This is a genomic window from Stenotrophomonas sp. FR012, from assembly GCF_047520565.2.
In the GTDB taxonomy this organism is placed as follows: Bacteria; Pseudomonadota; Gammaproteobacteria; order Xanthomonadales; family Xanthomonadaceae; genus Stenotrophomonas; species Stenotrophomonas sepilia.
The window spans coordinates 1-21363 of sequence record NZ_JAXBQL020000021.1 but is presented as its reverse complement, the minus strand read 5'-3'; the positions used below and the strand labels follow the sequence as shown (position 1 = coordinate 21363).

The window sequence follows — 21363 nt, the reverse complement described above, 5'->3', positions numbered from 1 at the left end:
CGTTCAGAACCCGGTGCTGTAGCGCAACGCCGCCTGCCGCGCGCCTTCGCCGCCGACGCGCTGGTCGAAGCCCAGGCTCAGGCGGCCGTTGCGGCCCCACCACGACTCCAGCGCCACGCCGAACAGCGCACTGCCGCGCGGCGCGTTCCAGCCCGCCAGTGGCGCCCATGCATCAACGCCGACGAAACTGGCCTGCCAGTCCGCATCGGCACCATCGAGCCGCTGCTGCCATTCGGCATGCCCGCGCAGGGTCCAGCGCCCCCAGCCACGTTCGCCGCGGATACCGGCCAGCATCTGGCTGCGCTGTACGCGGTTGGCATCGCCACGCAGGCCGAAGCCGAACCCGCCCAGTTCGTTGAAGGCATCGGTATCCACGCGCGTGCTGCTGGCGCCCACGTAGGGTGTGAACGACGCACCCGCGCGGCCGAAACGATAGCCGCCTTCGACACTGGCACTGCTGAAACGTCCGCCGTAACGTGCAGAGACACCGTAGGCGCCGGCGCCCAGCAGCAACTGGCGATCCAGCGCCCGGGTGAACTGGCCGCTGCCGACCTGCGCCAGCGCATAGCCCCGGCCCAGGTTCCAGCCGGCATACAGCTGCGCCTGCGCCTGGCGATCACGCCCACGATCACCACCGACGCTGCTGCCACCATTGCTGCGGGTTTCGCCAAAGGCCACGCCCATCAGCCCATTGCTGCCCAGTGGCAGGTCCTGGCCGGCCATCCAACCGCGGCTGTCGGCGGCATTGCCGGCGAAACTGCCCTGCCCGGCTTCGCCGAGCGCGCTCTGCCAGGCCCCGCGCAGGCGCGGCGCCGTCTGCACGCGATCGAAGCGCTCGGCGATCGCGCGGCGTGACATGTCGATGCTGTCGAAGGTGGCCGACTCGGCCCGCGCATGCGCCTGTCCGGACAGGCTCTGCAAACTGGCCTCGAGGCCTTTGCTGCCACCGCCGGTCCACTGCAGCGCACCGGCGGCCGTACCGAAGGCCGAGCCCTGCAGCGTCGTATCGCCATCAAGCACGCTGAACGCACTGTCCACGCGTTGCGCAGCCGACTGCGCCGAGGCCGTGAGCCCGGTCGCGGCCGCCGTGACGCTGACCTGGGTCAGGTTCAACCAAGCGTTGTTGCTGTCATATCCATAGCTGCTCTGCAGCAGCGACAGGCCCTGCAGGCCGCTGGAGGTGGCCGGGCTGCTGAAGGTGCCGCTGAGGCCGGCGGCGGCGTGGATCAGGTCCTGGCGGCTGCCGTTCTGCGGCACATAGCCGGAGACGAAGCCGTGCACGCGCACGCCCCCGTTGATCGTGGCGTTGCCGGTGACCTGCAGCGCATTGGCACCGAGCGCGATCATCAGCTGCGCGCCGGCCTGCTGGGTGTAGTTGCCCTCGATGGTGCCGGTGGTGTTGCCGGTGGTCAGGAACACGCTGCTGCCGTTGACCACATTGCCGATCACGCGCGGCGTACCGCCATTGAACTGCAGGCCGGTCGAATCCGGATCGGGCTGCGCCAGGATCGTCACGTTGGAGCGGATCACGCTGCCGTTCTGCAGTGACAGGATGCCGCGCTCGATGCGGGTGGCACCGCTGTAGCTGTTGTTGCCCCCCAGCACCAGGGTTCCCCCGCCCTGCTTGACCAGGCCACCGCTGCCGACGATGTCATTGCTCCACAGCGAGCCACTCGATGGCGCATCGACATTGGCCACCACATCGCCCCAGTCGAAGCGCCCCGGCCCCTTGATCGCCCGCGAGATGTCGAGCAGGCCGTAGCCGAACACCGCATCCACGCCGGGCGCACCGATGTCCTTGGCGGTGCCCAGCAGGGTCTGCCGCACCAGGTTGTTGTCGAAGTACGGGTAGCGCTGCCAGACCAGGGCGGCGGCGCCGGAAATCAGCGGGGCGGCGAAGGACGTGCCGTAGTTCCAGTAATAGCTGCCGCCGTTGGCATCGGGATAGACCGCGCTGCCCGGCGCCGCCAGGCAGTAGCGCGCGGCTTGGCCGCAGGCATTGGCGTAGCTGGCCAGCGTGCCCGCTGCATACGGATCCACCGCAGTGGCCACCAGCCAGCCGCGCTCCAGATCGGCCGCCGGCAGCGAGCCGGCAACGCCCAGCTGGCTGGGCAGCGCGGCCAGGCTGCTCGGCTCGGGGCGCGCATCGTTGCCGGCCGCGAACACCACCAGGCCGCCATGGTTGATGACGAACGGCCGGTACTCGGCCGCCACCTGCGCGGTGGTCGGCAGGTCGGTCCAGTACAGGCCGCCCCACGAATTGTTCATCACCTTCACGTTGTAGCTGATCAGGTCCTGGTGGACCTGCGCCACGCCCAGTGGGCCGCTGAAGGAATTGCCCTTGCCGCTGCCGTCATCGACGGGCGGCTTGTCGGCGATGATCCGCGCCGAAACGATCTGTGCGCCGGGGGCGATGCCGCCCGGCCAGGACCCCACCGAAGCACCCGCGGCCAGGCTGGCCACCGCCGTGCCGTGGCCCACCACGTCGTCCACCTGCAGGTTGTTGCGGGCGGGGTCGATGTAGTTGAGGTTGGCGACCACGCGCCCGTTCAGCGCCACTGCGTTGCGCTGCACGCCCGAATCGACGATGCCGATGCGCACCCCCTGCCCGGTCAGGCCGGCGGCCTGTGCGGCACGCGCATTGGTCACGGACAGGTGCGCGTCGAAGGCCGGCTCCTGCGGCTTGGCCGGAGGCGGTGTGGTCGGCGGGGGCGTGGTCGGGGGCGTCGGGGTGGTCGGGGGGGGATCGATGCGGACATTGCCGCCGCCTCCGCCGCCACCACATGCCGTCAATGCCATCGCCAGCGCCGACGCCAGCGCCGACCTCACCATCATCGTGCGTTCCATCGATTCCTTCCCATGAACGTTGGCCTGCCTACATCCCGGCAGGCGTGCGGTGCCGCCCAGCGGCGGCCCTCCCCGACCCTCTATACTTGGGTCGACCCCCACGCAGTCTGCCGGGAAATCGCGGCGCTTCCAACGTCCTCGGTCTCCTTTCCGAACATTGCTTACGCATCAACGAGATTGCCATGTCCAACATCGTCATCGCCGCCGCCAAGCGCACCGCCATCGGCTCCTTCCTCGGCCAGTTCAACGGCGTGCCGACCCCGACCCTCGGCGCGGCCGCCATCGCGGCCGCCCTGGAACAATCGGGCGTGCCGGCCAGCGACGTCTCTGAAGTCCTCATGGGCTGCGTGCTGCCGGCCAACCTCGGCCAGGCGCCCGCCCGCCAGGCGGCGATCGCCGCCGGCATTCCGCTGTCGACCGGTGCCACCACCCTCAACAAGGTGTGCGGCTCGGGCATGAAGACCATCATGCTCGGCCATGACCTGATCAAGGCCGGTTCGGCCAGCATCGTGGTCGCCGGTGGCATGGAATCGATGTCCAACGCCCCGCACCTGCTGCCCAACTCGCGCACGGGCAACCGCTTCGGCAACTTCCAGGCGATCGACCACATGGCCCACGACGGCCTGGTCAACGCCTACGACGGCAAGGCCATGGGCGAGTTCGCCGAATGCGCCGTGGACAAGTACCAGTTCAGCCGCGAGGAACAGGACGCCTACGCGATCGAATCGGTCAAGCGCGCACAGGCCGCACAGGCCAATGGGGCATTCGCCGATGAGATCGTCGCGGTGAAGGTGGCCACCCGCAAGGGTGAGGTCGAGGTCGCCACCGATGAGCAACCCGGCCGCTCCGACATCGCCAAGATCCCGACCCTGCGCCCGGCCTTCAAGAAGGACGGCAGCGTCACCGCCGCCAGCTCCTCCAGCATCTCCGACGGCGCCGCTGCGGTGGTCCTGCTGACCGAGGAAGACGCCAACGCACGTGGCATTACCCCGCTGGCGCGCATCGTCGGCCACGCCACCCATTCGCAGGAACCGGAATGGTTCACCACCGCCCCGATCGGCGCGATCCACACACTGCTGGCCAAGACCGGATGGTCGCTGGACCAGATCGACCTGTTCGAAATCAATGAGGCCTTCGCCGTGGTGGCGATGGCACCGATGCGTGAACTGGGCATCCCGCACGACAAGCTCAACGTGAATGGCGGGGCCTGCGCACTGGGCCATCCCATCGGTGCCTCCGGTGCACGCCTGGTGGTGACCTTGGTCAACGCCCTGCGCACGCGCGGTGGCAAGCGCGGCATTGCCACCCTGTGCATCGGTGGTGGTGAAGCAACAGCCATCGCCATCGAATTGATTTAAAAAGATTTAACGACGATTTCGCAAAAATGAATGCGGGATCGCTTGACACCCAATCTTGGCTTGTCATCATGTTGTCGGCGCGCAGTATGCGCGTTGCCTAATTCTAACGACGAGGATTTACACAATGAGCATCAACAAGCTGCTGGTCGCGATGTCCCTGGCTCTGGCCCTGGCCGCCTGCTCGAAGCAGGAAGCTGCCCAGGACGCCGCTGCTTCGGCCAACGAAGCCGCCACCGAAGCCCAGGCTGCTGCCGACCAGGCCGCCGCTGCCGGCGCCCAGACCGCCGACGCTGCCCAGCAGGCTGCCAACACCGCCGCCACCGCTGCTGACGCTGCGACCGACGCTGCTGCCAACACCGCTGCTGCCGCGACCGACGCTGCTGCTGGCGAAGCCAAGGACGCTGCCAAGGCTGCCGAAGCTACCGCTGAGCAGGCCAAGGACGCTGCTGAAGAAGCCAAGAAGTAATAACTTCTTTCTTCAGGCTGTTCTGGAAAAGCCGCTGGTTCGCCAGCGGCTTTTTCTTTGGCCTGCTGCCTGCGCGCGCCTCGGATCGCGACCCCGTCTTCACAACGGCATGAATAGGCTGGCGTCCCCATCCATTGCAGTACCGGAGACCGCCATGAAGATTCGCCCGATCACCACCACGCTGCTGGCCGCCTCCCTGCTGCTGGCCCTGGCCGCCTGCAAGGGTCCGGAAGCCGAACAGGCCAAGCAGGACGCGCAGCAGGCCGCCGACAGCGCCGGCGCTGCCGCCCGTGACGCCGTGGACAGGGCCGCCGAAGCCACCCGCAACGCTGCCGACAAGACCGCTGCCGCTTCCGAGCAGGCCGCCGCCGATACCCAGCAAGCACTGGACAAGGCCGCAGACGCCACCGCAAACGCCGCAGACAAGGCCAAGGTTGCGGCCACCGACGCCGCTGCACATGCCAGCGACGCCACTGCGGACGCCGCACAGAAGGTTGCTGACAAGGCCCGTGATGTCGCCAATGACGCCAAGGCCAACGCCGCCAAGGAAGAAGCCAAGCACTAAGGCCTACCGGCAGCCGGGCATCGTCTCGGCGCTACAGGAAAAGCCGCGGCACTGCCGCGGCTTTTCTGCTTTTCGCTCTCTGCTCTTTCTGTTGATTCCGTGCTGGACGCGTACGGAAAGTGTCCAAGGACGCGCGGGTAGGTTGCGCAGGGGCGTAGGCGCCATGGATGGCGCGCCCGAGCCTACAAGGACGTATTCACGGCGCCCCCTGCGCGACCTACCGCGCGGCCCACCCATCAGTATCAGCGGCCACCACGAGGGGCTTCGCCGTTGGCCGCCCTACGGCAGCGCGCGCGCCAGCATTGCCGACAGATCCACACCCGCCGGCAGCGTCCCGAACACCAGCCCATGCTGCCCTTCCAGCCGGCTGCACACGAACGCTTCAGCCATTGGACTGCCCGCCCGCAACATCAACGCTGCCTGCAACAGCAGCGCAGTGCGCTCGCAGAACAGCCTCGCCTGCGACTCATCCGGTGCCGGCGCCGCTGCCCAACGCTGCAGCGCCGCCGCGTAGCGCGCATCATGATCGGCCACCGCTGCCAGCTCGGCGCGCAGCGCCGCCAGTGCCTCCGGTTCACGTGCCAGCGCGCGCAGTACGTCCAGACACTGGATGTTGCCACTGCCTTCCCAGATCGAATTCAACGGCGCCTGCCGGTACAGCCGCGGCAGCATCGATTCCTCCACATAGCCTGCGCCGCCGAGGCATTCCTGCGCTTCGTTGACGAAGGCCGGCGCGCGCTTGCACAGCCAGTACTTGCCCAGCGCCGTTCCCACCCGTGCCAGCGCAGCTTCGTTGGCATCCACGGCGGCGCGATCCACCGCGCGTGCGATGCGCATCGAAAGTACCGTGGCCGCTTCCGATTCCAGTGCCAGGTCGGCCAGCACATTGGTCATCAACGGGTGCTCGACCAGCAGCTTGCCGAAGGTGCGGCGATGGCGTGCGTGGTGCAACGCCTGCGCCAACGCCATGCGCATTTCCGCCGCTGCGCCCAGCATGCAATCCAGGCGGGTCATCATCACCATGCCGATGATGGTGGCCACGCCACGCCCCTCCTCGCCCACCCGCCATGCCTGCGCGCCGCAGAACTCGACTTCGCTGGAGGCATTGGCCCAGTCGCCAAGCTTGTCCTTCAACCGCATCAACCGGAATGCGTTGCGGTCACCGTCGGCCAGCCGGCGCGGCATCAGCAGGCAGGTCAGTCCTCCCGGCGCCTGCGCCAGCACCAGGAAGCCATCGCACATCGGTGCGGAAAAGAACCACTTGTGGCCGACAAGGCGATAGCGCTCACCATCGATCGGTTCGGCGCGCGTACTGTTGGAGCGCACATCCGAGCCGCCCTGCTTCTCGGTCATGCCCATGCCCAGGGTGATGCCGGCCTTGTCAGCCACCGGCACGTCGCGCGCGTCATAGACCGGCGCTGCGGCCTTGCGTGCCCACTCGGCCAGATGCGGCTGCGTGTGCAGCACCGCTACTGCTGCATGGGTCATCGTCAACGGGCAACTGGTGCCGGCCTCGGCCTGGTGGTGCAGGTAGCTCAACACCGCACGCGCGACATGCGCGCCGGGTTGCGGTTCATGCCAGGACAAGCCGGCGACACCGTGCGATTTCGCCGTCTCCATCAACTGGTGATAGGCCGGGTGGAACTCCACCGTATCGATGCGATGACCCTGCGCATCATGCGTGCGCAGGCGTGGGCGATCGCGGTTGGCATCGAAGCCGAGCCGGTACAGCTCGTCGCCGGCCAGCGCGCCATAGACCGCCAGGCGTGGCGCGAAGCTGCCAGCGCCTTCGCGTTGCACGGCTTCCATCAGCGCCACGTCGTCAGTCCACAACTGGCGCCCCGCGAACGGTGGCGGCTGGTTCAACACCACATGGGTTTCGTAGGGCGCGTCGCTGCTGAAGCTTGGTCCACTCATCCGGTCCATCCTGGCGGCAAGAGGTATGCGGTCCGATTGTGCCGCATGACTTGCCAAGCCCGTGTTCAGGCCGGTTCTCACCGTCTGCACGAGCAGCAGGCCACAGTGATCGCATGGCAGCCAACGACGATCTGGTGGTGCTGCGCCCGGAAGGGCTGTACTGCGCCGCCGGCGATTTCCACATTGATCCCTGGCGACCGGTAGCGCGCGCGGTCATCACGCATGGCCACGGGGATCACGCCCGCCCGGGCATGGGCGAGTACCACTGCAGCGAAGGCAGCCTGCCGATCCTGCGCTGGCGCCTGGGCGATGTTCCGGTGCAGGCGCACGTCGAGGGCGTGCCGTTCCGCCTGGGCCGGGTACAGGTATCGCTGCATCCAGCCGGTCACGTCCTGGGATCTTCGCAGGTGCGCATCGACGACGGGCGGCAGGTCTGGGTCGCCTCCGGCGACTACAAGCGGCAGCCTGACCCAACCTGTGCGCCGTTCGAAGTGGTGCCCTGCGATACCTTCATCACCGAAGCCACCTTCGCCCTGCCGATCTACCGCTGGCCGGACACTTCGGCCGTTGCTGCCGAAATCGTGGCGTGGCGCCGCGAATGCGAACAACGCGGCGAGGCTGCGATCCTGCTGTGCTATGCGCTGGGCAAGGCACAGCGGGTGCTGGCAGAGCTGCGGCCACTGGACGATCGGCCGGCCTGGCTGCATGGCGCCATCGCCAATGGCGTGGCGGTGTACCGGCAGGCCGGCGTACCGATGCTGGAGACGCTCACCGTGGCCGAACAGGGCCGCCAGCCCGATGCCGCCGGCCAGTTGATCCTGGCCCCGCCCTCGGCTGCGGGCACGCCCTGGATGCGCCGCTTCGGCCGTCACCAGCTGGGCTTCGCCTCGGGCTGGATGCAACTGCGCGGCAACCGTCGCCGCCGCAACGTCGATCGAGGCTTCGTCATTTCCGACCACGCCGATTGGCCAGCACTGCTGCAGACGATCCAACAGACCGGCGCGCAGCGGGTGATCGCCACCCATGGCAATACCGATGCGTTGATTCCGTTCCTGCGCGAGCGCGGCGTGGCTGCCGAGGCCTTCCGTACCGATTTCGGGAGCGAGGAATGAAGTCCTTCGCAGCGCTCTACCAACGCCTGGACCGCAGCACTGCCACGCTGGACAAGCGCGCAGCGCTGGTCGACTACTTCCGCCAGGCAGGCGCACACGATGCGGCGTGGGCGCTGTACCTGCTCAGTGGTGGCAAGGTGGGCGGCGCGCGCCGGAAGATCGCCGCCAGTGGCGAACTGCGCGCGTGGATCGCCGAGCAATCAGGGTTGCCACCGTGGCTGGTGGAAGACAGCTATGCGCAGGTGGGTGACCTGGCCGAAACGCTGACCCTGCTGTTGGACGACCCACCACACCCTTCGCCTGACCGGCCCCTGGCCGAATGGATCGAACAGCACCTGCTGGCGGTCGCCAACCAACCCGAGGCGGTGCGTCGCGCGGTGATCGTCGCCGGCTGGCAGCAACTGTGCAGCGGCGAACGCCTGGTATTCAACAAGCTGCTGACCGGCGCCCTGCGCGTTGGCGTGTCGCAGCGACTGGTGCAGCAGGCGCTGGCCGAGTGGTCCGGCCTGGACATCGCACGCATCGCCCAGCGCATGCTGGGCGAGTGGGTGCCCTCGCCCGGCGTTCTGGCCCAGCTGCTGTCGCCGGATGAATTGCCGCTGGACCGGCAGCAGCCCTATCCGTTCTTCCTGGCCTCGCCACTGGAGGGATCCCCTACCGAACGACTCGGCCCGATCGATGACTGGCTGCTGGAATGGAAGTGGGATGGCATCCGCCTGCAGCTGCTGCGCCGGCGCGGCGAGGTCGCCTTGTGGTCACGCGGCGAAGAGCGGCTGGATGGCCGCTTCCCCGAGATCGAACAGGCAGCGATGGCGCTTCCCGATGGCTGCGTGCTGGACGGCGAGCTGCTGGCCTGGGACGAAGCCGCGGACCTGCCGCGTGCCTTCACTGCGCTGCAGACGCGCATCCAGCGCCGAAAACCCGGTGCGGCCACCCTGCGCAACACGCCGGTGCGGGTGCTCGCCTATGACCTGCTTGAACTCGATGGCGTAGACCTGCGCGAACGTCCGCTGCAGCAGCGGCGCGCGCGTCTCGCCGAGGTCGTCGGTGCACTGAACGATGCACGGATCCAGCTCTCACCGGGCGTTGACGCCGACGACTGGCTCCAGGCGGCGGCAATGCGCGACGTGGCACGCGAACGCGGCGTGGAAGGACTGATGCTGAAACGGCATGCCTCGCCCTACCAGGCCGGACGCCGCCGCGGTGACTGGTGGAAATGGAAGGTCGATCCGCTCACCATCGATGCGGTGCTCCTGTACGCGCAGGCCGGCCATGGGCGGCGCAGCACGCTGTACACCGACTACACCTTCGGCGTCTGGGACGGCGACACGCTGGTACCGGTGGCCAAGGCCTATTCGGGCCTGGATGACAAGGAAATCCTCGCGCTTGATCGCTGGATCCGCGCCAACACCCGCGAGCGCTTCGGCCCGGTGCGCAGCGTTCGCGCCGAACACGTCTTCGAGCTGGGCTTCGAGGCGGTCAACCGCAGCAGCCGGCACAAGTCGGGCATCGCCGTGCGTTTTCCGCGCATCCTGCGCTGGCGCCACGACAAGCCCGCCAGCGAAGCCGATCAGTTGGCCACGCTGCAGGCGTTGGCACGATGAACCGCAGCCAGGCACTGCGCCGGCTGGAAGACTGGTTCGCGTCCAGAGGCTGGCGCTCACTGCCGTTCCAGCGCGCGATGTGGCGTCACTATCTCGCCGGCGAATCCGGGCTGCTGCATACACCCACAGGCAGCGGCAAGACACTGGCGATGTTCGGCGGGCCGCTGCTGCAGGCCATGATCGACCCGCCACCCTCCCCCCGCCGCGCCAGCGCGGTCCGCCCGCTGCAGGTGCTGTGGGTGACCCCCTTGCGCGCGTTGGCCAGCGACACCGCGCGCGCGCTGCAGACCGTGGTCGATGGGCTGGGGCTGGGTTGGCGTGTCGGCCTGCGCAGTGGTGACGCCAGCAACCGCGAGCGGCGCCAGGCGCGCGAGGGCCGCATCGACGTACTGGTGACCACGCCGGAATCACTGGCGCTGCTGCTGAGCTATCCGGATACGCTGCCGCGCATGCAGCGGCTGCGCTGCATGGTGGTGGACGAATGGCACGAACTGCTGGGCAACAAGCGCGGTGTGCTGCTGCAGTTGAACCTGGCAGTGTTGCGCCAGGCCGCGCCTGCATCGCAGCTGTGGGGACTGTCGGCCACGCTGGGCAATCTGGATGAGGCGCGCGATGTACTGCTGCCCGGGCAACCGGATGCACCGATCGTGCAGGGCGTACGCCCTCGCGCAGTGAGCGTGCGCAGCGTGCTGCCGGACCCTGGCGAACATTTCCCCTGGGCCGGGCATCTGGGCCTGGCGCAGCTGCCACGCGTGCTGGATGCACTGATGCAGGCACGCAGCAGCCTGCTGTTCACCAATACGCGCGCGCAAGCTGAATTGTGGCATCAGGCGCTGGCCGCAGTCTGGCCGGAAGAACCGGACACGCTTGCGCTGCACCACGGCTCGCTGGACCCGGTGCTGCGCCAGCAGGTGGAGGATGGCCTGCGCGCGGGCGCGCTGCGCTGCGTGGTTGCCACCTCCAGCCTCGACCTCGGCGTCGACTTCCCCGAGGTTGAGCAGGTACTGCAGCTGGGCAGCCCGAAGGGCGTGGCGCGCCTGCGCCAGCGCGCCGGACGCGCACGGCACCGCCCGGGTGCCAGCGGTTCCATCCTGTGCGTGCCCAGCCATGCGCTGGAACTGGCCGAGTACGCCGCCGTGCGCCGTGCGTTGGCCGGGAACGTGGTCGAAGCGCGCAGGCCGCCGACGCTGCCGCTGGATGTGCTGGCCCAGCATGCGGTCAGCCGCGCCCTGGCGGGCGGCTTCGACAGCGCCGACCTGCTGGCGCAGGTGCGGCGTACCCATGCCTTCGCGTCGCTCGGCGACGACCAGTGGCAGGCCGTGCTCACATTCGTCGTGCAGGGTGGCCAAGCGCTGGCCCAGTACCCCGATTTCCACAAGGTCGTGCGTGATGCCGATGGGTGGTACCGCATGCACGACCGTCGCCAGGCGCTGCGTCATCGGCTGTCGATCGGCACCATCAGCAGCGATGGCAGCGTGCGCGTGCAGTTCCTGCGCGGCGGCAGCCTGGGCGCCGTGGAGGAACAGTTCGCCAGCCGCCTGCGCCGTGGCGACCGCTTCCAGTTCGCCGGGCGCCTGCTGGAGCTGGTGCAGCTGCGCGACATGACTGCCTTCGTCCGGTTGGCACGAGGACGCGGTGAGGGGATCGTGCCGCGCTGGCAGGGCGGCCAGTTGCCGCTGTCGATGCCGCTGGGCCGCGAGCTGGAGTGGGTACTGTCCGGTGCTGACGACAGCGCCGAGTCACGCTGGCTGTCACCCCTGCTGGCACTGCAGCAGCGGTTGTCGGCGCTTCCCGGCCCAGCCCATCTGCTGGTGGAGGATGTGCGTCGTCGCGAAGGCCAGTTCCTGTTCGTCTATCCCTTTGCCGGCCGCCACGTGCATGAGGCGCTGGCCGCCCTGCTGGCGCTGCGCTGTACCCGCCGGCAGCGCAACAGCATCGGCTATGCAGTGAACGATCACGGCCTGGTGCTGGCACCGGCACAGGCCATCGATCTGGATGCGGCGCAATGGCGGGCGCTGTTCTCCACCGATCAGCTGCTGGATGATCTGCGTGCTGCGGTGAACCTGGGCGAGCTGGCCCGTCGCCAGTTCCGCGGCATCGCACGCGTCGCCGGCCTGCTGGTCCCCAGCCTGCCCGGTGGCATGCCACGGGCACTGCGCCAGCTGCAGGCATCCGCGGGACTGCTCTACGACGTACTGCGCGAGCACGACCCGGATCACCTGCTGCTGGCGCTGGCGGAACAGGAAGTGCTGAATGACAGCCTCGACATGCCGGGGCTGCAACAGGTACTGGCCAGGATTCGGATGCAGACCCTCTCGGTGCAGCGCCCGGCGTCACTCACGCCGTTGGGTTTCCCGCTGTGGGCCGAACGCCTGCGCGGGCAGTTCAGCAACGAAGACTGGCGTACCCGTGTGCAACGCGCGGCCCAGCAGCTGGAGCGTCGGCATGGCCGATGAACTGCCACTGCCGCGCGCAGGCGAGTCGCTGGTTCTGCTTGGCGCGCGTGCACTGTACTGGCCCGCGCGGCAGGCACTGCTGCTCGCCGACCTGCACCTGGGCAAGGCCGATGTGTTCCGCCGCGCAGGCATCGCGCTGCCCAGCGGCGGTACCGGCAAGGACCTGCAACGCCTGCAGGGGCTGCTGGACAGGCATGCCTGCCGCGAGCTGTGGATCCTGGGCGACATCCTGCATGGCCCGGCGCATCGCGCTGCGTGGTACCAGCAATGGTTGGCATGGCGCGAACGCAATGCCGCACTGGACGTGCATGTCCTGCGCGGAAATCATGACCGGCAGCTGCCGCATGCCGAGCTGCAGGTGCAGATACACGACGAGGTACGGTTGCCACCGTTCCTGCTTCGGCATGAGCCGGTGCCCGATGCGGAGCTGCATGTGATCGCCGGGCATCTGCATCCACAGATCGCTTTGCCTGCGTTGCGGCGGCGCTTCCCCGCATTCTGGCTGCGTGACAGGATGACGCTCCTGCCGGCCTTCTCCGCGTTCACCGCCGGAATCGTTCCTGTTCCCGCTGCCGGCGAGCAGATGGTCGCCTGCGTGGACAACGGCCTGGTGGTGCTGCCCCTGGCTTGAATCAGGCCGGACGGATATCCAGCTGCGGCATCAGCTGGAACTCAGGCGTGTCCTCTTCCCGGCGCCGCGGCAGGGCCTGGATCGCCGCCAGCATCTCCTGCGCGCAGGTGCGGATGCGCGTGTGGTGCTCCGGCGACGCATGACTGATCAGGCTGCCGACATGGAACTCGAACACGTCCTCCAGTACGTCGGGCTGGTCCTCGTGCAGCATCTGCAACAGACCGCGCAGCTTGCAGATTTCCGATTCCAGCTCCTCGACCGCGAACAACATGGCATCCTCCTCTTCGACAGCAGGCGGCACATCCGGGCCGCAACAGGCGGCGACGGCAGCGCCTCCCGGGCCACGCGCGATGTTGATCACGGAAAGGAAAACGGGCGACGCGCAATCGCGTGCAACCTACTTCTCGCATATGCGCAGTGAGGCAACTGTTAATTCACGTGACGACGCGTTTCACGCAGTGGCCGTGATCGCGTTGATGCGAGGCACCTGGGCCGCAGTGGCCAGCGCGTCGACGAAAGCCGGATCCAGCGCGAGCGAACCGAACCAGCCATGCTGGGTACCGCTGAGCACACGCAGCATGTGACCACGCCCACCCGGCAGGCGCCCCATCGGGCCGAGCAGCACGTCGCGCGCTTTGGCCCAGGCATCGCGATCGGACTGGAACAGCGGCGTCAGCCAACGGCTCCAGCGCTGGTAGACCGCAACGTGCGCCCTGCGCTGCGCCTGGTAGGCCTGCAATGCCGCGGCACCGCCACCATGCGCGCGCAAGGCATCGCGCAGCGCCAGCGCATCGAGCAGCGCCATGTTCACGCCCTGGCCCAGCTGTGGGCTCATCGCATGCGCGGCATCGCCGGCCAGCACCATGCGGCCGTGATACCAGCGCGTCATCACCGCGTCGCGGTAGACGGCCCGTGCCAGCTGGCCGGCGTCACGCAGATGCGCGAAGCGTGCACTGGCCTGCGGCCACAGCGCATGCAGTTCGTCCAGCCAGGGCGTCATGCCGTCGGCCTGCCAACGTTCGAAATCGTCGCGTGGCAGGCTCCAGAAAAAGCTCAGGCGCGGCGTGTCATCACCGGGCCGCGTACCGACCGGCAACAGCCCGATCATCTTGCGTGCGGCCACGTAGCGCTGCCGCAGCTCCTGCAGGTGTGGCCAGTCTTCGGCTGGCAACAGGCACCACAGCGCACCCCACGGATACACGCGATCCAGTCCGTTACCGTCTTTGATCGTGCCGCGCAGCGTCGAGGCCGCACCATCGGCGGCCACCACCAGGTCGAACGCACCGTGCAGGCGCCCTTCGCTGTCACGCAGGCGGCCATGCTCGGCATCCACTGCAGCGATGCTGACGCCGGCATGCAGCTGGCCCGCACCAGCACGCGCATCATCCAGCAACGAGAACAGGGCGCCGCGCTGCATGCCAAGGCCGTGCAGGCGCGCGTCCAGGCCGGCGTAGCGCATGTCCATCACTGCGCGTTCGCACGGCGTATCGCCGTACAGGCGATGCACCGGCGCGGCATGCGCGCGCACGGCGTCAAGCAGGCCCATCTGCCACAGCACCTGCAGGCCGCTGGGCTGCAGCAGGAAACCGGCGCCAACCGGTCCCGGCGTGGGCACACGTTCGAAGATCTCCACCTCGTGGCCATCACGGGAGAGCAGGATGGACAATGCCTGTCCAGCGGTGCCGTAGCCGATCACGGCGATGCGCAGTCGTTCCTTCATGGGCGCATTGTGCCCGAGCACAAATCCGGATGCCCAGCGGGGCCTCCGCCCACGGCAGCGCAATTCTTGTCGCAGCGCAAAAAAAACCCCGCCGGAGCGGGGTTTTCAACGCACTGTCGAGTGGATCACTCGGCCGGCGTGATGTTCGAAGCCTGGGCGCCCTTCGGGCCCTGGGTCACGTCATAGGTGACACGCTGGCCTTCCTGCAGGCTGCGGAAGCCCTTGGAGTTGATGGCGGAGAAGTGCGCGAACACGTCGGCGCTGCCATCCTCCGGCGAGATGAAGCCAAATCCCTTGGCGTCGTTGAACCACTTGACGGTACCGTTCGGCATGGTGATGCGAGACCTTATGCAATGAATGGGTGGTGTACGCTGAACCCGCGCACAAGCTGAGTATGCAAAGCTTGCTCGGGGAAGACAATCACCCCCGCGCCAATTCGCCCACCAGTTCCGGAAGTCCGTTGCTGGCCGCCTGCACATTGGCCAGCACTTCGGCCATCGTAATCTCCTCGCCATCACCGCAGCCGGCGGCCCAGTTGGCGATGATCGCCAGGCAGGCATAATCCAGCCCCAGCTCCCGCGCCAGTGCGGCTTCCGGCATGCCGGTCATGCCCACCAGATCGCAACCGTCGCGGCGCATGCGGGCGATTTCGGCGACGGTTTCCAGGCGCGGGCCCTGCGTTGCGCCATAGCAGCCACCGTCATGGACCGTGACACCGGTCACTTTGGCTGCCGCCAGGATCTTGCTGCGCAGCATCGGCGTGTACGGATGGCCGAAATCGACGTGGACCACGTCGGAGCCTTCTTCTTCACAGATCGTGCTGATGCGGCCCCAGGTGTAGTCGATGATCTGGTCCGGGCAGGCGAGCACGCGCGGACCGAAGTTCTCGGTGATGCCCCCCACCGTGTTCAATGCCAGCACCCGCTGCGCGCCCAGCTGCTGCAGCGCAGCCAGGTTGGCGCGGTAGTTGATCTTGTGCGGCGGCAGCGAATGCCCCTCGCCATGCCGCGCCAGGAACGCCACGCGATGGCCGAGCAGCGTGCCCACGCGCACCGGGCCCGATGGGCGGCCGAAGCGGGTGTCGACCTCGTGGGTCTGCACGTCGTCAAGCTTGGCCAGGTTGTAGACACCGGTACCGCCGATCACGGCCAGGGCGATCTGTTGCATTAGAAGCACTCCATGAAAAGACGAACGCCGGCACCCGAGGATGCCGGCGATGGAAAAGACGCGCCGCGTGCGGCCGCGCCGTTATTCCTTCATTGCGTAGATGGCCGGCACGCAGCGCAGGGTCTCGTTGACGTCCATGCCGAAGCCGAATACGTAGCGGTCCGGCAGCTCGATGCCCGCGTAATCGGCGGTCACGTCAGGCAGCGCACGGTCGTGCTTCTTCACGGTCATCGCAGCGATGCGCACATCGGTCGCGCCCTGTTCCAGGCACCAGGTGCGAACGCCCTGCAGGGTGTAGCCCTCGTCGAGGATGTCGTCGACCAGCAGCACGCGGCGGCCGAACAGCGAGGTGGCCGGCTTGTGCTTCCAGACCAGGTCACCGCCGGTGGTTTCGCCGCGGTAGCGGGTGGCGTGCAGGTAATCGAACTGCACGTCCTGGCCGCGCGCGCCCAGTTCCAGCGCCAGCTGGCCAGCGAACGGCAGCGCACCATGCATGATCGACAGGAACAACGGCACCTCGCCCTTGTAATCGCGCGCGATGGCGTCGGCGATTGCAGCGATGGCCTTGTCGATGGTGGGGCGGTCGACCAGCAGGTCAGCCTGGGCCAGGGCCTGGGAAATGGTGAGGTTGGGCATCAGACGGTTCTTCCAAGGGTTTCAAGCAGACGGGATTGGGTGTCGCCATGGCGGGCATCGGCCAGCAGGCCGTCCCAGCCGAGCGCGCCGCGGCCGAGCAGGCCCAGCAGCGCAGCAGTATTGAGGGAACGTCCCTGCACCGCATGCAGGGCTTCATCGACCAGTTCCGGATGGCAGACCAGCACCACGTCGCAACCGGCGTCCAGGTGCGCGTGCACGCGTGCCGGCACGCCGCCGGCGCTGTGCGAGGCGGCCATGCCGATGTCATCGGAGAACACCACGCCGCGGAAGCCGAGTTCGCCGCGCAGGACGTCCTGGATCCAGCGTGGGGAATAGCCGGCGGGCTCCGCTGCCACCTGCGGATAGATCACGTGCGCCATCATCACCGCATCGGCACCGGCGGCGATGCCGGCCTGGAACGGCACCAGGTCCTGCGCGCGCAGTTCGTCCAGCGCGCGTGGATCGATCGCGGTATCGACGTGGGTGTCTTCCAGCACGGTGCCGTGACCAGGAAAATGCTTGAGCGTGGCGGCCATGCCGACCGCGTGCATGCCGCGCACATAGGCTGCAGTGAACGCGGCCACGACCTGCGGGTCTTCACTGAAGGCGCGGTTGCCGATGGCGCGGTTGCCGCGGCCAAGGTCGACCACCGGGGCGAAGCTGAGATCCAGGCCGCTGGCGCGGACTTCACTGGCCATCAGCCAGGCGTGCTGCTCGGCCAGCGCCAGGGCCTGCTGCGGGTCGGTGGCGTACAGGGCACCAATGTCCTGCAGCGGCGGAAGATCGCTGTAACCCTCGCGGAAGCGCTGCACACGGCCGCCTTCCTGGTCCACGCAGATCAGCTGCGGGCGCGGGGCAGCGGCACGGATGGCCGCGCTCAGATCGGTCACCTGCTGGCGCGAGGCGAAGTTGCGCTTGAACAGCACTACTCCGGCCACGGCGTCGTGCTGCAGCCAGTCACGTTCCTGGGCGGTCAGTTCGGTGCCGGCAACGCCGATCAGCAGCATGGTCGATCTCCACAACGCGCGCCCGCATGGCGCAGTGCCGCATTGTCGCAGAACCGGCCGACAGGCGCAGTGGTCAGAAAAAGGGGACGGAGGGGATTAAGGCGCAATCGGCCCCAAGGGGTTGGATACGTCTTAATCCCCTCCGTCCCCTTTTGAGGAGCCGGTCAGACCTTGCAGCTGTCCGGGCCGCAGGCCTCGTCGCCGTCAGCCGGGGCGCCCTGTTCTGCCGCGATCTGCCGCAGGGCCTGGGCGAACGCCTCGGGTGGCTGCGCCCCGGAAATCGCCCACTTCCCATCGATCACGAAGGTCGGCACCGAAGAAATGCCCAGTGCATGGGCCTGCGCCAGCTTGGCTTCGACCTCGGCCAGGCCGCGGTCGGAGGTCAGCATCTGCGCGATTTCACCACCGTCCAGGCCGCCCGCCACGCCGGCCTTCACCAGTACAGCGTTGTCGGCCAGGTTCTGGCCATGTTCGAAGTGGGCGCGGAACAGCGCTTCACCCACCGCATCCTGCACGCCATGCTGGCCGGCCAGCCACAACACCCGATGCGCCGGCAGTGTGGTCACCCGCACCTGGCCCTGGTTGAAATCCATCGACAGCCCCTCCGCGCGCGCGGTGGTCTGGGTCTGGCCGAGGATCTGCTCGGTGCGCTCGACGCCCCCGAACTTGCGCGCATAGGCCTCGCGCAGCGGCACCGGGGTGTCGTCCGCATCCGGGTCCAGCTGGAACGGCTGCCAGTGGATATCGAGTTCAGGCGCATTGGCGCCCAGCAACTGCACGCCCTGCTGGAAACGATGCTTGCCGATCCAGCACCAGGGGCAGACCACGTCGGAGTAGATGTCGATTCTCATGTCCACGACATGGGGACCGCCTTCCTCGATAAAAGGGGACGGAGGGGATTAAGTCGCTTTCCGCACAGGCGGGGTAAAGACGACTTAATCCCCTCCGTCCCCTTTTTGGGGGTTCACCACTGTGAATACGGGCGGCTGGCCAGGGCAACGTTGTAGTAGCGGGCGTCATCGGTCACTTCGGCGCCGACCCAGTCCGGCAGGTCGATGGCCTGATCGGCGCTTTCCAGTTCGACTTCGGCCACCACCAGACCGGCGTTGTCACCGAGGAATTCGTCCACTTCCCAGGTCAGGCCGGCGTGTTCGACCAGATGGCGGCGCTTGTCGATCAGGCCGCCGACACACAGCGCCAGCAGTGCGCGCGCGTCCTCCACCGGGATCGGGTAGTCGAACTCCTGCCGGGTATGGCCGAGGGTGCGCGACTTCAGGTTCAGCGCGGCGTGGTCGCCTTCGATGCGTACGCGCACCGAGGCGTTCTGGGTGCCGCGGTCGAGCGCGCCCATGTCGTTGATGTAGCCCTGCGCCATCGGGATCACCCGATGCGCGGCGGTGCGCCAGCCATCGCTGCTGACCAGGAATTTGCGTTCGATTTCGATGCCCATGGCGCAATTATGCGCCACGGGTGATGACAGCTGCTCAGCGCTTTTCGAATACCGCGATGCTTTCCACGTGCGCGGTGTGCGGGAACATGTCCATGGCACCGGCGCTGACCAGGGTGAAGCCCTGTTCGTTGACCAGATAGCCGGCATCGCGCGCCAGCGAGCCCGGGTGGCAGCTGACGTAGACGATGCGCTTGAACTGCTTCAGCGGCAGCTGCTGCAGCACTTCGATCGCGCCCGAGCGCGGCGGATCCAGCAGCAGCTTGTCGAAGCCCTGGCGCATCCACGCCGTGCTGCGCTGGTCCTGGGTCAGGTCGGCGCTGAAGAACTGCGCGTTCGCCAGGCCGTTGCGCTCCGCGTTCTCACGCGCACGCGCGACGAGGCCGGCATCGCCTTCCACACCCACCACTTCACGCACACGGCGGGCCAACGGCAGGGTGAAGTTGCCCAGGCCGCAGAACAGGTCCAGCACGCGCTCGTCCTCACCCGGCTGCAGCAGGTCCAGGGCGTGGGAGATCATCTTCTCGTTGAGCTTGGCGTTGACCTGGATGAAATCCAGCGGGCGGAACGCCAGCTCGACATCCCACGGCGCCAGCCGGAACGACAGCGCCACGCCCTGCCCGTCCAGCGGCTGCACGGTGTCCACGCCACCGGACTGCAGGTAGATCACGAAGCCATGCTGCTGGCCGAAGGCGGCCCAGGCCGCGCGGTCGGCATCGCTGAGTGGCTGCAGGTGGCGCACGGTCAGGACCACGGCCTGGTCACCGGCGATGAATTCGATCTGAGGGATGTCACGCTTGCCATCGAGCGTTTCGATCAAGGTGGACAACGCCTCGACCTTGGTGCCGATCTCCGGAATCACGGTCAGGCACTGGCTGAGGTCGGCGACGAAACGCGGATCCTGTTCACGGAAGCCAACCAGGGTCTTGTCCTTCTTCTCGACCCGGCGCACCGAGAAGCGGCCCTTGCGGCGGTAGCCCCAGCTCTCGCCGACCAGCGGCGCAAGCACGGTGCCCGGCTTCACATGGCCAATCCGCTCCAGGTTATCCATCAGCACGCGCTGCTTGGCGACGATCTGCTGGTCTTCGTCCAGGTGCTGCAGCACGCAGCCGGCGCAGGTACCGAAATGGGGGCACTTGGGGATCACCCGCTGCGGCGAGGCCTGCAGCACCTCCAGCGTGCGCGCCTCGTCGAAATGGCGGCTGCGGGCAGTCTGTTCAGCCATCACCACCTCACCGGGCAGGGCGCCGCTGACGAAGGTGACCTTGCCGCCCTCGCCTTCACGGCGGGCGACACCGCGACCATCATGGCTGAGGTCGAGGATCTCGGTCTGGAACGGGGTACGGTCGGTGCGGGAGCGGGATCGGGCCACGTGGCAACAGGCTGCGGGCAAAAATGGGGGCGTATTGTCGCAGATCCTGACCGATGGGGCCCGGACCCGCTTGCGCCCGTGGCCGCCGTGCTTGATGATTGGGACAGCTGACATGGAGGCAGCCCTGATGCAGATGACCCCGCGGGCCGCACGGCCCCGCTTCCTGCTTGTCGAGGACGACATCATCAGCCGCGGTTTTTTCAAGGCGGCGTTGGAAACGTTACCGGCGGATGTGGACACCGCAGATTCACTGGCCAGTGCGCTGGCCAGTGCCGAGCCCGGCTCGCATGACCTGTGGCTGATCGACGTCAACCTGCCGGACGGCAATGGCGCGCAGCTGTTGCGTGAGTTGCGCCGTTCACATCCCGACACGCCGGCGCTGGCACATACCGCCGACGGCGATGCCTCCATTCACGCCCGCCTGCGCGAAGCTGGTTTCAGCGACACCCTGGTCAAGCCACTGGGCCGCGACCAGCTGCTGAAGGCCGTGCGCCGAGCGCTGGTCAACAGCCCGGCGGGGATCTTCGTGGCACAGGCCCCGGCCGCGGTCGAACTGGCCGTACAGGACTGGGACGAGACCGCAGCCCTGGCAGCGCTCAATGGCCAGCGCAACCACCTGATCGCACTGCGCGAACTGTTCCTGGCCGAGTTGCCGGGCGTGCGCGACGCGGTCGAGCAGGCGGTCGACCAGCACGACGAGCGCCAGTTGCGCAGCCAGTTGCACCGATTGCAGGCCAGCTGTGGCTTCGTGGGGGCGGCACGGTTGGGACGGGCGGTGCGCCAGCTGCATCATGCGCCCGAGTCCGGGCAGGCCCAGGCGGGGTTCCGCGACGCGGTGGCTGCCCTGCTGCACTGAGGGTTGCTCGGCAGGGCTGCGCCCTGCACCCGCAGATGCTTCAAGCCAGAGCAACACCAAAGGCCAGAGCCAGAGCGGCTCTGGCCTTCTGCTTGTTGGGCGGGCCGGTGTGGGTTGGCAGGACACGCCGTAAACCCGTCCATGGGGGCTCGATGGCGCCATCCATGGCGCCAACGGTCCTGCCAACCCACACCGCCCCACC

19 protein-coding genes are annotated in these 21363 nt (G+C 67.8%); 8 read left to right on the top strand and 11 right to left on the bottom strand.

From position 1 onward, the window contains the following. Positions 1-3: 3 nt before the first annotated feature. Positions 4-2847 (bottom strand): S8 family serine peptidase, encoded by a 2844-nt coding sequence (locus tag ACM0O9_RS19340; RefSeq protein ID WP_414604240.1) that lies wholly within the window; start codon positions 2845-2847, stop codon positions 4-6. A gap of 182 nt (positions 2848-3029) precedes the next feature. Here ACM0O9_RS19340 and ACM0O9_RS19335 point away from each other — a divergent pair, with 182 nt between their 5' ends. The 3 genes from ACM0O9_RS19335 to ACM0O9_RS19325 all read left to right on the top strand — a co-directional run bounded on the left by ACM0O9_RS19335 (position 3030) and on the right by ACM0O9_RS19325 (position 5236). After that, a complete protein-coding gene (locus ACM0O9_RS19335; protein ID WP_005418201.1) occupies positions 3030-4205 on the top strand; it encodes a thiolase family protein in 1176 nt (391 codons plus the stop codon). Positions 4206-4329: 124 nt separating this feature from the next. Then, on the top strand, positions 4330-4671 hold the full coding sequence (locus ACM0O9_RS19330; protein ID WP_005418203.1) for a hypothetical protein: 342 nt from the start codon (positions 4330-4332) through the stop codon (positions 4669-4671). A gap of 154 nt (positions 4672-4825) precedes the next feature. After that, positions 4826-5236 (top strand): hypothetical protein, encoded by a 411-nt coding sequence (locus tag ACM0O9_RS19325; RefSeq protein ID WP_005418205.1) that lies wholly within the window; start codon positions 4826-4828, stop codon positions 5234-5236. A gap of 279 nt (positions 5237-5515) precedes the next feature. Here ACM0O9_RS19325 and ACM0O9_RS19320 read toward each other — a convergent pair whose 3' ends face one another. Further along, positions 5516-7153: an acyl-CoA dehydrogenase family protein gene (locus ACM0O9_RS19320; RefSeq protein ID WP_065185467.1), complete on the bottom strand. Its 1638-nt coding sequence runs from the start codon at positions 7151-7153 to the stop codon at positions 5516-5518. A 113-nt stretch (positions 7154-7266) separates the two neighbouring features. Here ACM0O9_RS19320 and ACM0O9_RS19315 point away from each other — a divergent pair, with 113 nt between their 5' ends. The 4 genes from ACM0O9_RS19315 to pdeM are packed head-to-tail and all read left to right on the top strand — an operon-like array spanning position 7267 to position 12956. Then, complete coding sequence (locus ACM0O9_RS19315) at positions 7267-8265, top strand: ligase-associated DNA damage response exonuclease (RefSeq protein WP_005418210.1); 999 nt, start codon at positions 7267-7269, stop codon at positions 8263-8265. Beyond that, positions 8262-9869, top strand: coding sequence for an ATP-dependent DNA ligase (locus ACM0O9_RS19310; RefSeq protein ID WP_414604241.1), 1608 nt, complete (start codon positions 8262-8264; stop codon positions 9867-9869). The genes ACM0O9_RS19315 and ACM0O9_RS19310 overlap by 4 nt, the downstream gene beginning before the upstream one ends. Further along, positions 9866-12325: a ligase-associated DNA damage response DEXH box helicase gene (locus ACM0O9_RS19305; protein ID WP_053500353.1), complete on the top strand. Its 2460-nt coding sequence runs from the start codon at positions 9866-9868 to the stop codon at positions 12323-12325. The genes ACM0O9_RS19310 and ACM0O9_RS19305 overlap by 4 nt, the downstream gene beginning before the upstream one ends. Continuing rightward, entirely contained in the window at positions 12315-12956 is a 642-nt protein-coding gene (gene pdeM / locus ACM0O9_RS19300; RefSeq protein ID WP_111174612.1) for a ligase-associated DNA damage response endonuclease PdeM, read from the top strand. Before ACM0O9_RS19305 ends, pdeM begins: the two co-directional genes overlap by 11 nt. A 1-nt stretch (position 12957) precedes the next feature. On the opposite strand, the gene ACM0O9_RS19295 is transcribed toward pdeM, so the two are convergent. The 9 genes from ACM0O9_RS19295 to rlmD all read right to left on the bottom strand — a co-directional run bounded on the left by ACM0O9_RS19295 (position 12958) and on the right by rlmD (position 20305). Then, positions 12958-13227, bottom strand: coding sequence for a hypothetical protein (locus ACM0O9_RS19295; protein WP_053500349.1), 270 nt, complete (start codon positions 13225-13227; stop codon positions 12958-12960). Positions 13228-13407: 180 nt separating this feature from the next. After that, a complete protein-coding gene (locus ACM0O9_RS19290; RefSeq protein WP_164230457.1) occupies positions 13408-14676 on the bottom strand; it encodes an FAD-dependent oxidoreductase in 1269 nt (422 codons plus the stop codon). 125 nt (positions 14677-14801) lie between these two features. Beyond that, entirely contained in the window at positions 14802-15008 is a 207-nt protein-coding gene (locus ACM0O9_RS19285; protein ID WP_005410590.1) for a cold-shock protein, read from the bottom strand. An 88-nt stretch (positions 15009-15096) separates the two neighbouring features. Beyond that, positions 15097-15843 (bottom strand): S-methyl-5'-thioinosine phosphorylase, encoded by a 747-nt coding sequence (locus tag ACM0O9_RS19280; protein ID WP_164230459.1) that lies wholly within the window; start codon positions 15841-15843, stop codon positions 15097-15099. 81 nt (positions 15844-15924) lie between these two features. Next, positions 15925-16479 carry a hypoxanthine-guanine phosphoribosyltransferase gene (locus ACM0O9_RS19275; protein WP_005418223.1) on the bottom strand — a complete coding sequence of 185 codons (555 nt, stop codon included), beginning with the start codon at positions 16477-16479 and terminating at the stop codon, positions 15925-15927. Next, positions 16479-17486 carry a beta-N-acetylhexosaminidase gene (gene nagZ, locus ACM0O9_RS19270; RefSeq protein ID WP_139727479.1) on the bottom strand — a complete coding sequence of 336 codons (1008 nt, stop codon included), beginning with the start codon at positions 17484-17486 and terminating at the stop codon, positions 16479-16481. The genes ACM0O9_RS19275 and nagZ overlap by 1 nt, the downstream gene beginning before the upstream one ends. Positions 17487-17650: 164 nt before the next feature. After that, complete coding sequence (locus tag ACM0O9_RS19265; protein ID WP_139727481.1) at positions 17651-18337, bottom strand: DsbA family oxidoreductase; 687 nt, start codon at positions 18335-18337, stop codon at positions 17651-17653. Between the two features lie 113 nt (positions 18338-18450). After that, positions 18451-18936: a CYTH domain-containing protein gene (locus ACM0O9_RS19260; RefSeq protein ID WP_053500339.1), complete on the bottom strand. Its 486-nt coding sequence runs from the start codon at positions 18934-18936 to the stop codon at positions 18451-18453. Between the two features lie 34 nt (positions 18937-18970). Then, positions 18971-20305: a 23S rRNA (uracil(1939)-C(5))-methyltransferase RlmD gene (gene rlmD, locus ACM0O9_RS19255; RefSeq protein ID WP_414604242.1), complete on the bottom strand. Its 1335-nt coding sequence runs from the start codon at positions 20303-20305 to the stop codon at positions 18971-18973. 127 nt (positions 20306-20432) lie between these two features. On the opposite strand from rlmD, the gene ACM0O9_RS19250 reads away from it, so the two are divergent. Next, entirely contained in the window at positions 20433-21161 is a 729-nt protein-coding gene (locus ACM0O9_RS19250; RefSeq protein ID WP_005418228.1) for a response regulator, read from the top strand. Positions 21162-21363: the final 202 nt, after the last annotated feature.

What these genes read in the sequence shown, in the direction of transcription:
- nagZ (WP_139727479.1), bottom strand. Translation starts at nt 17,486, where the DNA reads ATGCTGCTGATCGGCGTTGCCGGCACCGAACTGACCGCCCAGGAACGT.
- ACM0O9_RS19250 (WP_005418228.1), top strand. Translation starts at nt 20,433, where the DNA reads ATGCAGATGACCCCGCGGGCCGCACGGCCCCGCTTCCTGCTTGTCGAG.
- ACM0O9_RS19280 (WP_164230459.1), bottom strand. Translation starts at nt 15,843, where the DNA reads ATGCAACAGATCGCCCTGGCCGTGATCGGCGGTACCGGTGTCTACAAC.
- ACM0O9_RS19285 (WP_005410590.1), bottom strand. Translation starts at nt 15,008, where the DNA reads ATGCCGAACGGTACCGTCAAGTGGTTCAACGACGCCAAGGGATTTGGC.
- ACM0O9_RS19330 (WP_005418203.1), top strand. Translation starts at nt 4,330, where the DNA reads ATGAGCATCAACAAGCTGCTGGTCGCGATGTCCCTGGCTCTGGCCCTG.
- ACM0O9_RS19275 (WP_005418223.1), bottom strand. Translation starts at nt 16,479, where the DNA reads ATGCCCAACCTCACCATTTCCCAGGCCCTGGCCCAGGCTGACCTGCTG.
- ACM0O9_RS19320 (WP_065185467.1), bottom strand. Translation starts at nt 7,153, where the DNA reads ATGAGTGGACCAAGCTTCAGCAGCGACGCGCCCTACGAAACCCATGTG.
- ACM0O9_RS19265 (WP_139727481.1), bottom strand. Translation starts at nt 18,337, where the DNA reads ATGAGAATCGACATCTACTCCGACGTGGTCTGCCCCTGGTGCTGGATC.
- ACM0O9_RS19310 (WP_414604241.1), top strand. Translation starts at nt 8,262, where the DNA reads ATGAAGTCCTTCGCAGCGCTCTACCAACGCCTGGACCGCAGCACTGCC.
- ACM0O9_RS19325 (WP_005418205.1), top strand. Translation starts at nt 4,826, where the DNA reads ATGAAGATTCGCCCGATCACCACCACGCTGCTGGCCGCCTCCCTGCTG.
- ACM0O9_RS19340 (WP_414604240.1), bottom strand. Translation starts at nt 2,847, where the DNA reads ATGGAACGCACGATGATGGTGAGGTCGGCGCTGGCGTCGGCGCTGGCG.
- ACM0O9_RS19315 (WP_005418210.1), top strand. Translation starts at nt 7,267, where the DNA reads ATGGCAGCCAACGACGATCTGGTGGTGCTGCGCCCGGAAGGGCTGTAC.
- ACM0O9_RS19295 (WP_053500349.1), bottom strand. Translation starts at nt 13,227, where the DNA reads ATGTTGTTCGCGGTCGAGGAGCTGGAATCGGAAATCTGCAAGCTGCGC.
- ACM0O9_RS19290 (WP_164230457.1), bottom strand. Translation starts at nt 14,676, where the DNA reads ATGAAGGAACGACTGCGCATCGCCGTGATCGGCTACGGCACCGCTGGA.
- ACM0O9_RS19260 (WP_053500339.1), bottom strand. Translation starts at nt 18,936, where the DNA reads ATGGGCATCGAAATCGAACGCAAATTCCTGGTCAGCAGCGATGGCTGG.
- ACM0O9_RS19335 (WP_005418201.1), top strand. Translation starts at nt 3,030, where the DNA reads ATGTCCAACATCGTCATCGCCGCCGCCAAGCGCACCGCCATCGGCTCC.
- ACM0O9_RS19305 (WP_053500353.1), top strand. Translation starts at nt 9,866, where the DNA reads ATGAACCGCAGCCAGGCACTGCGCCGGCTGGAAGACTGGTTCGCGTCC.
- pdeM (WP_111174612.1), top strand. Translation starts at nt 12,315, where the DNA reads ATGGCCGATGAACTGCCACTGCCGCGCGCAGGCGAGTCGCTGGTTCTG.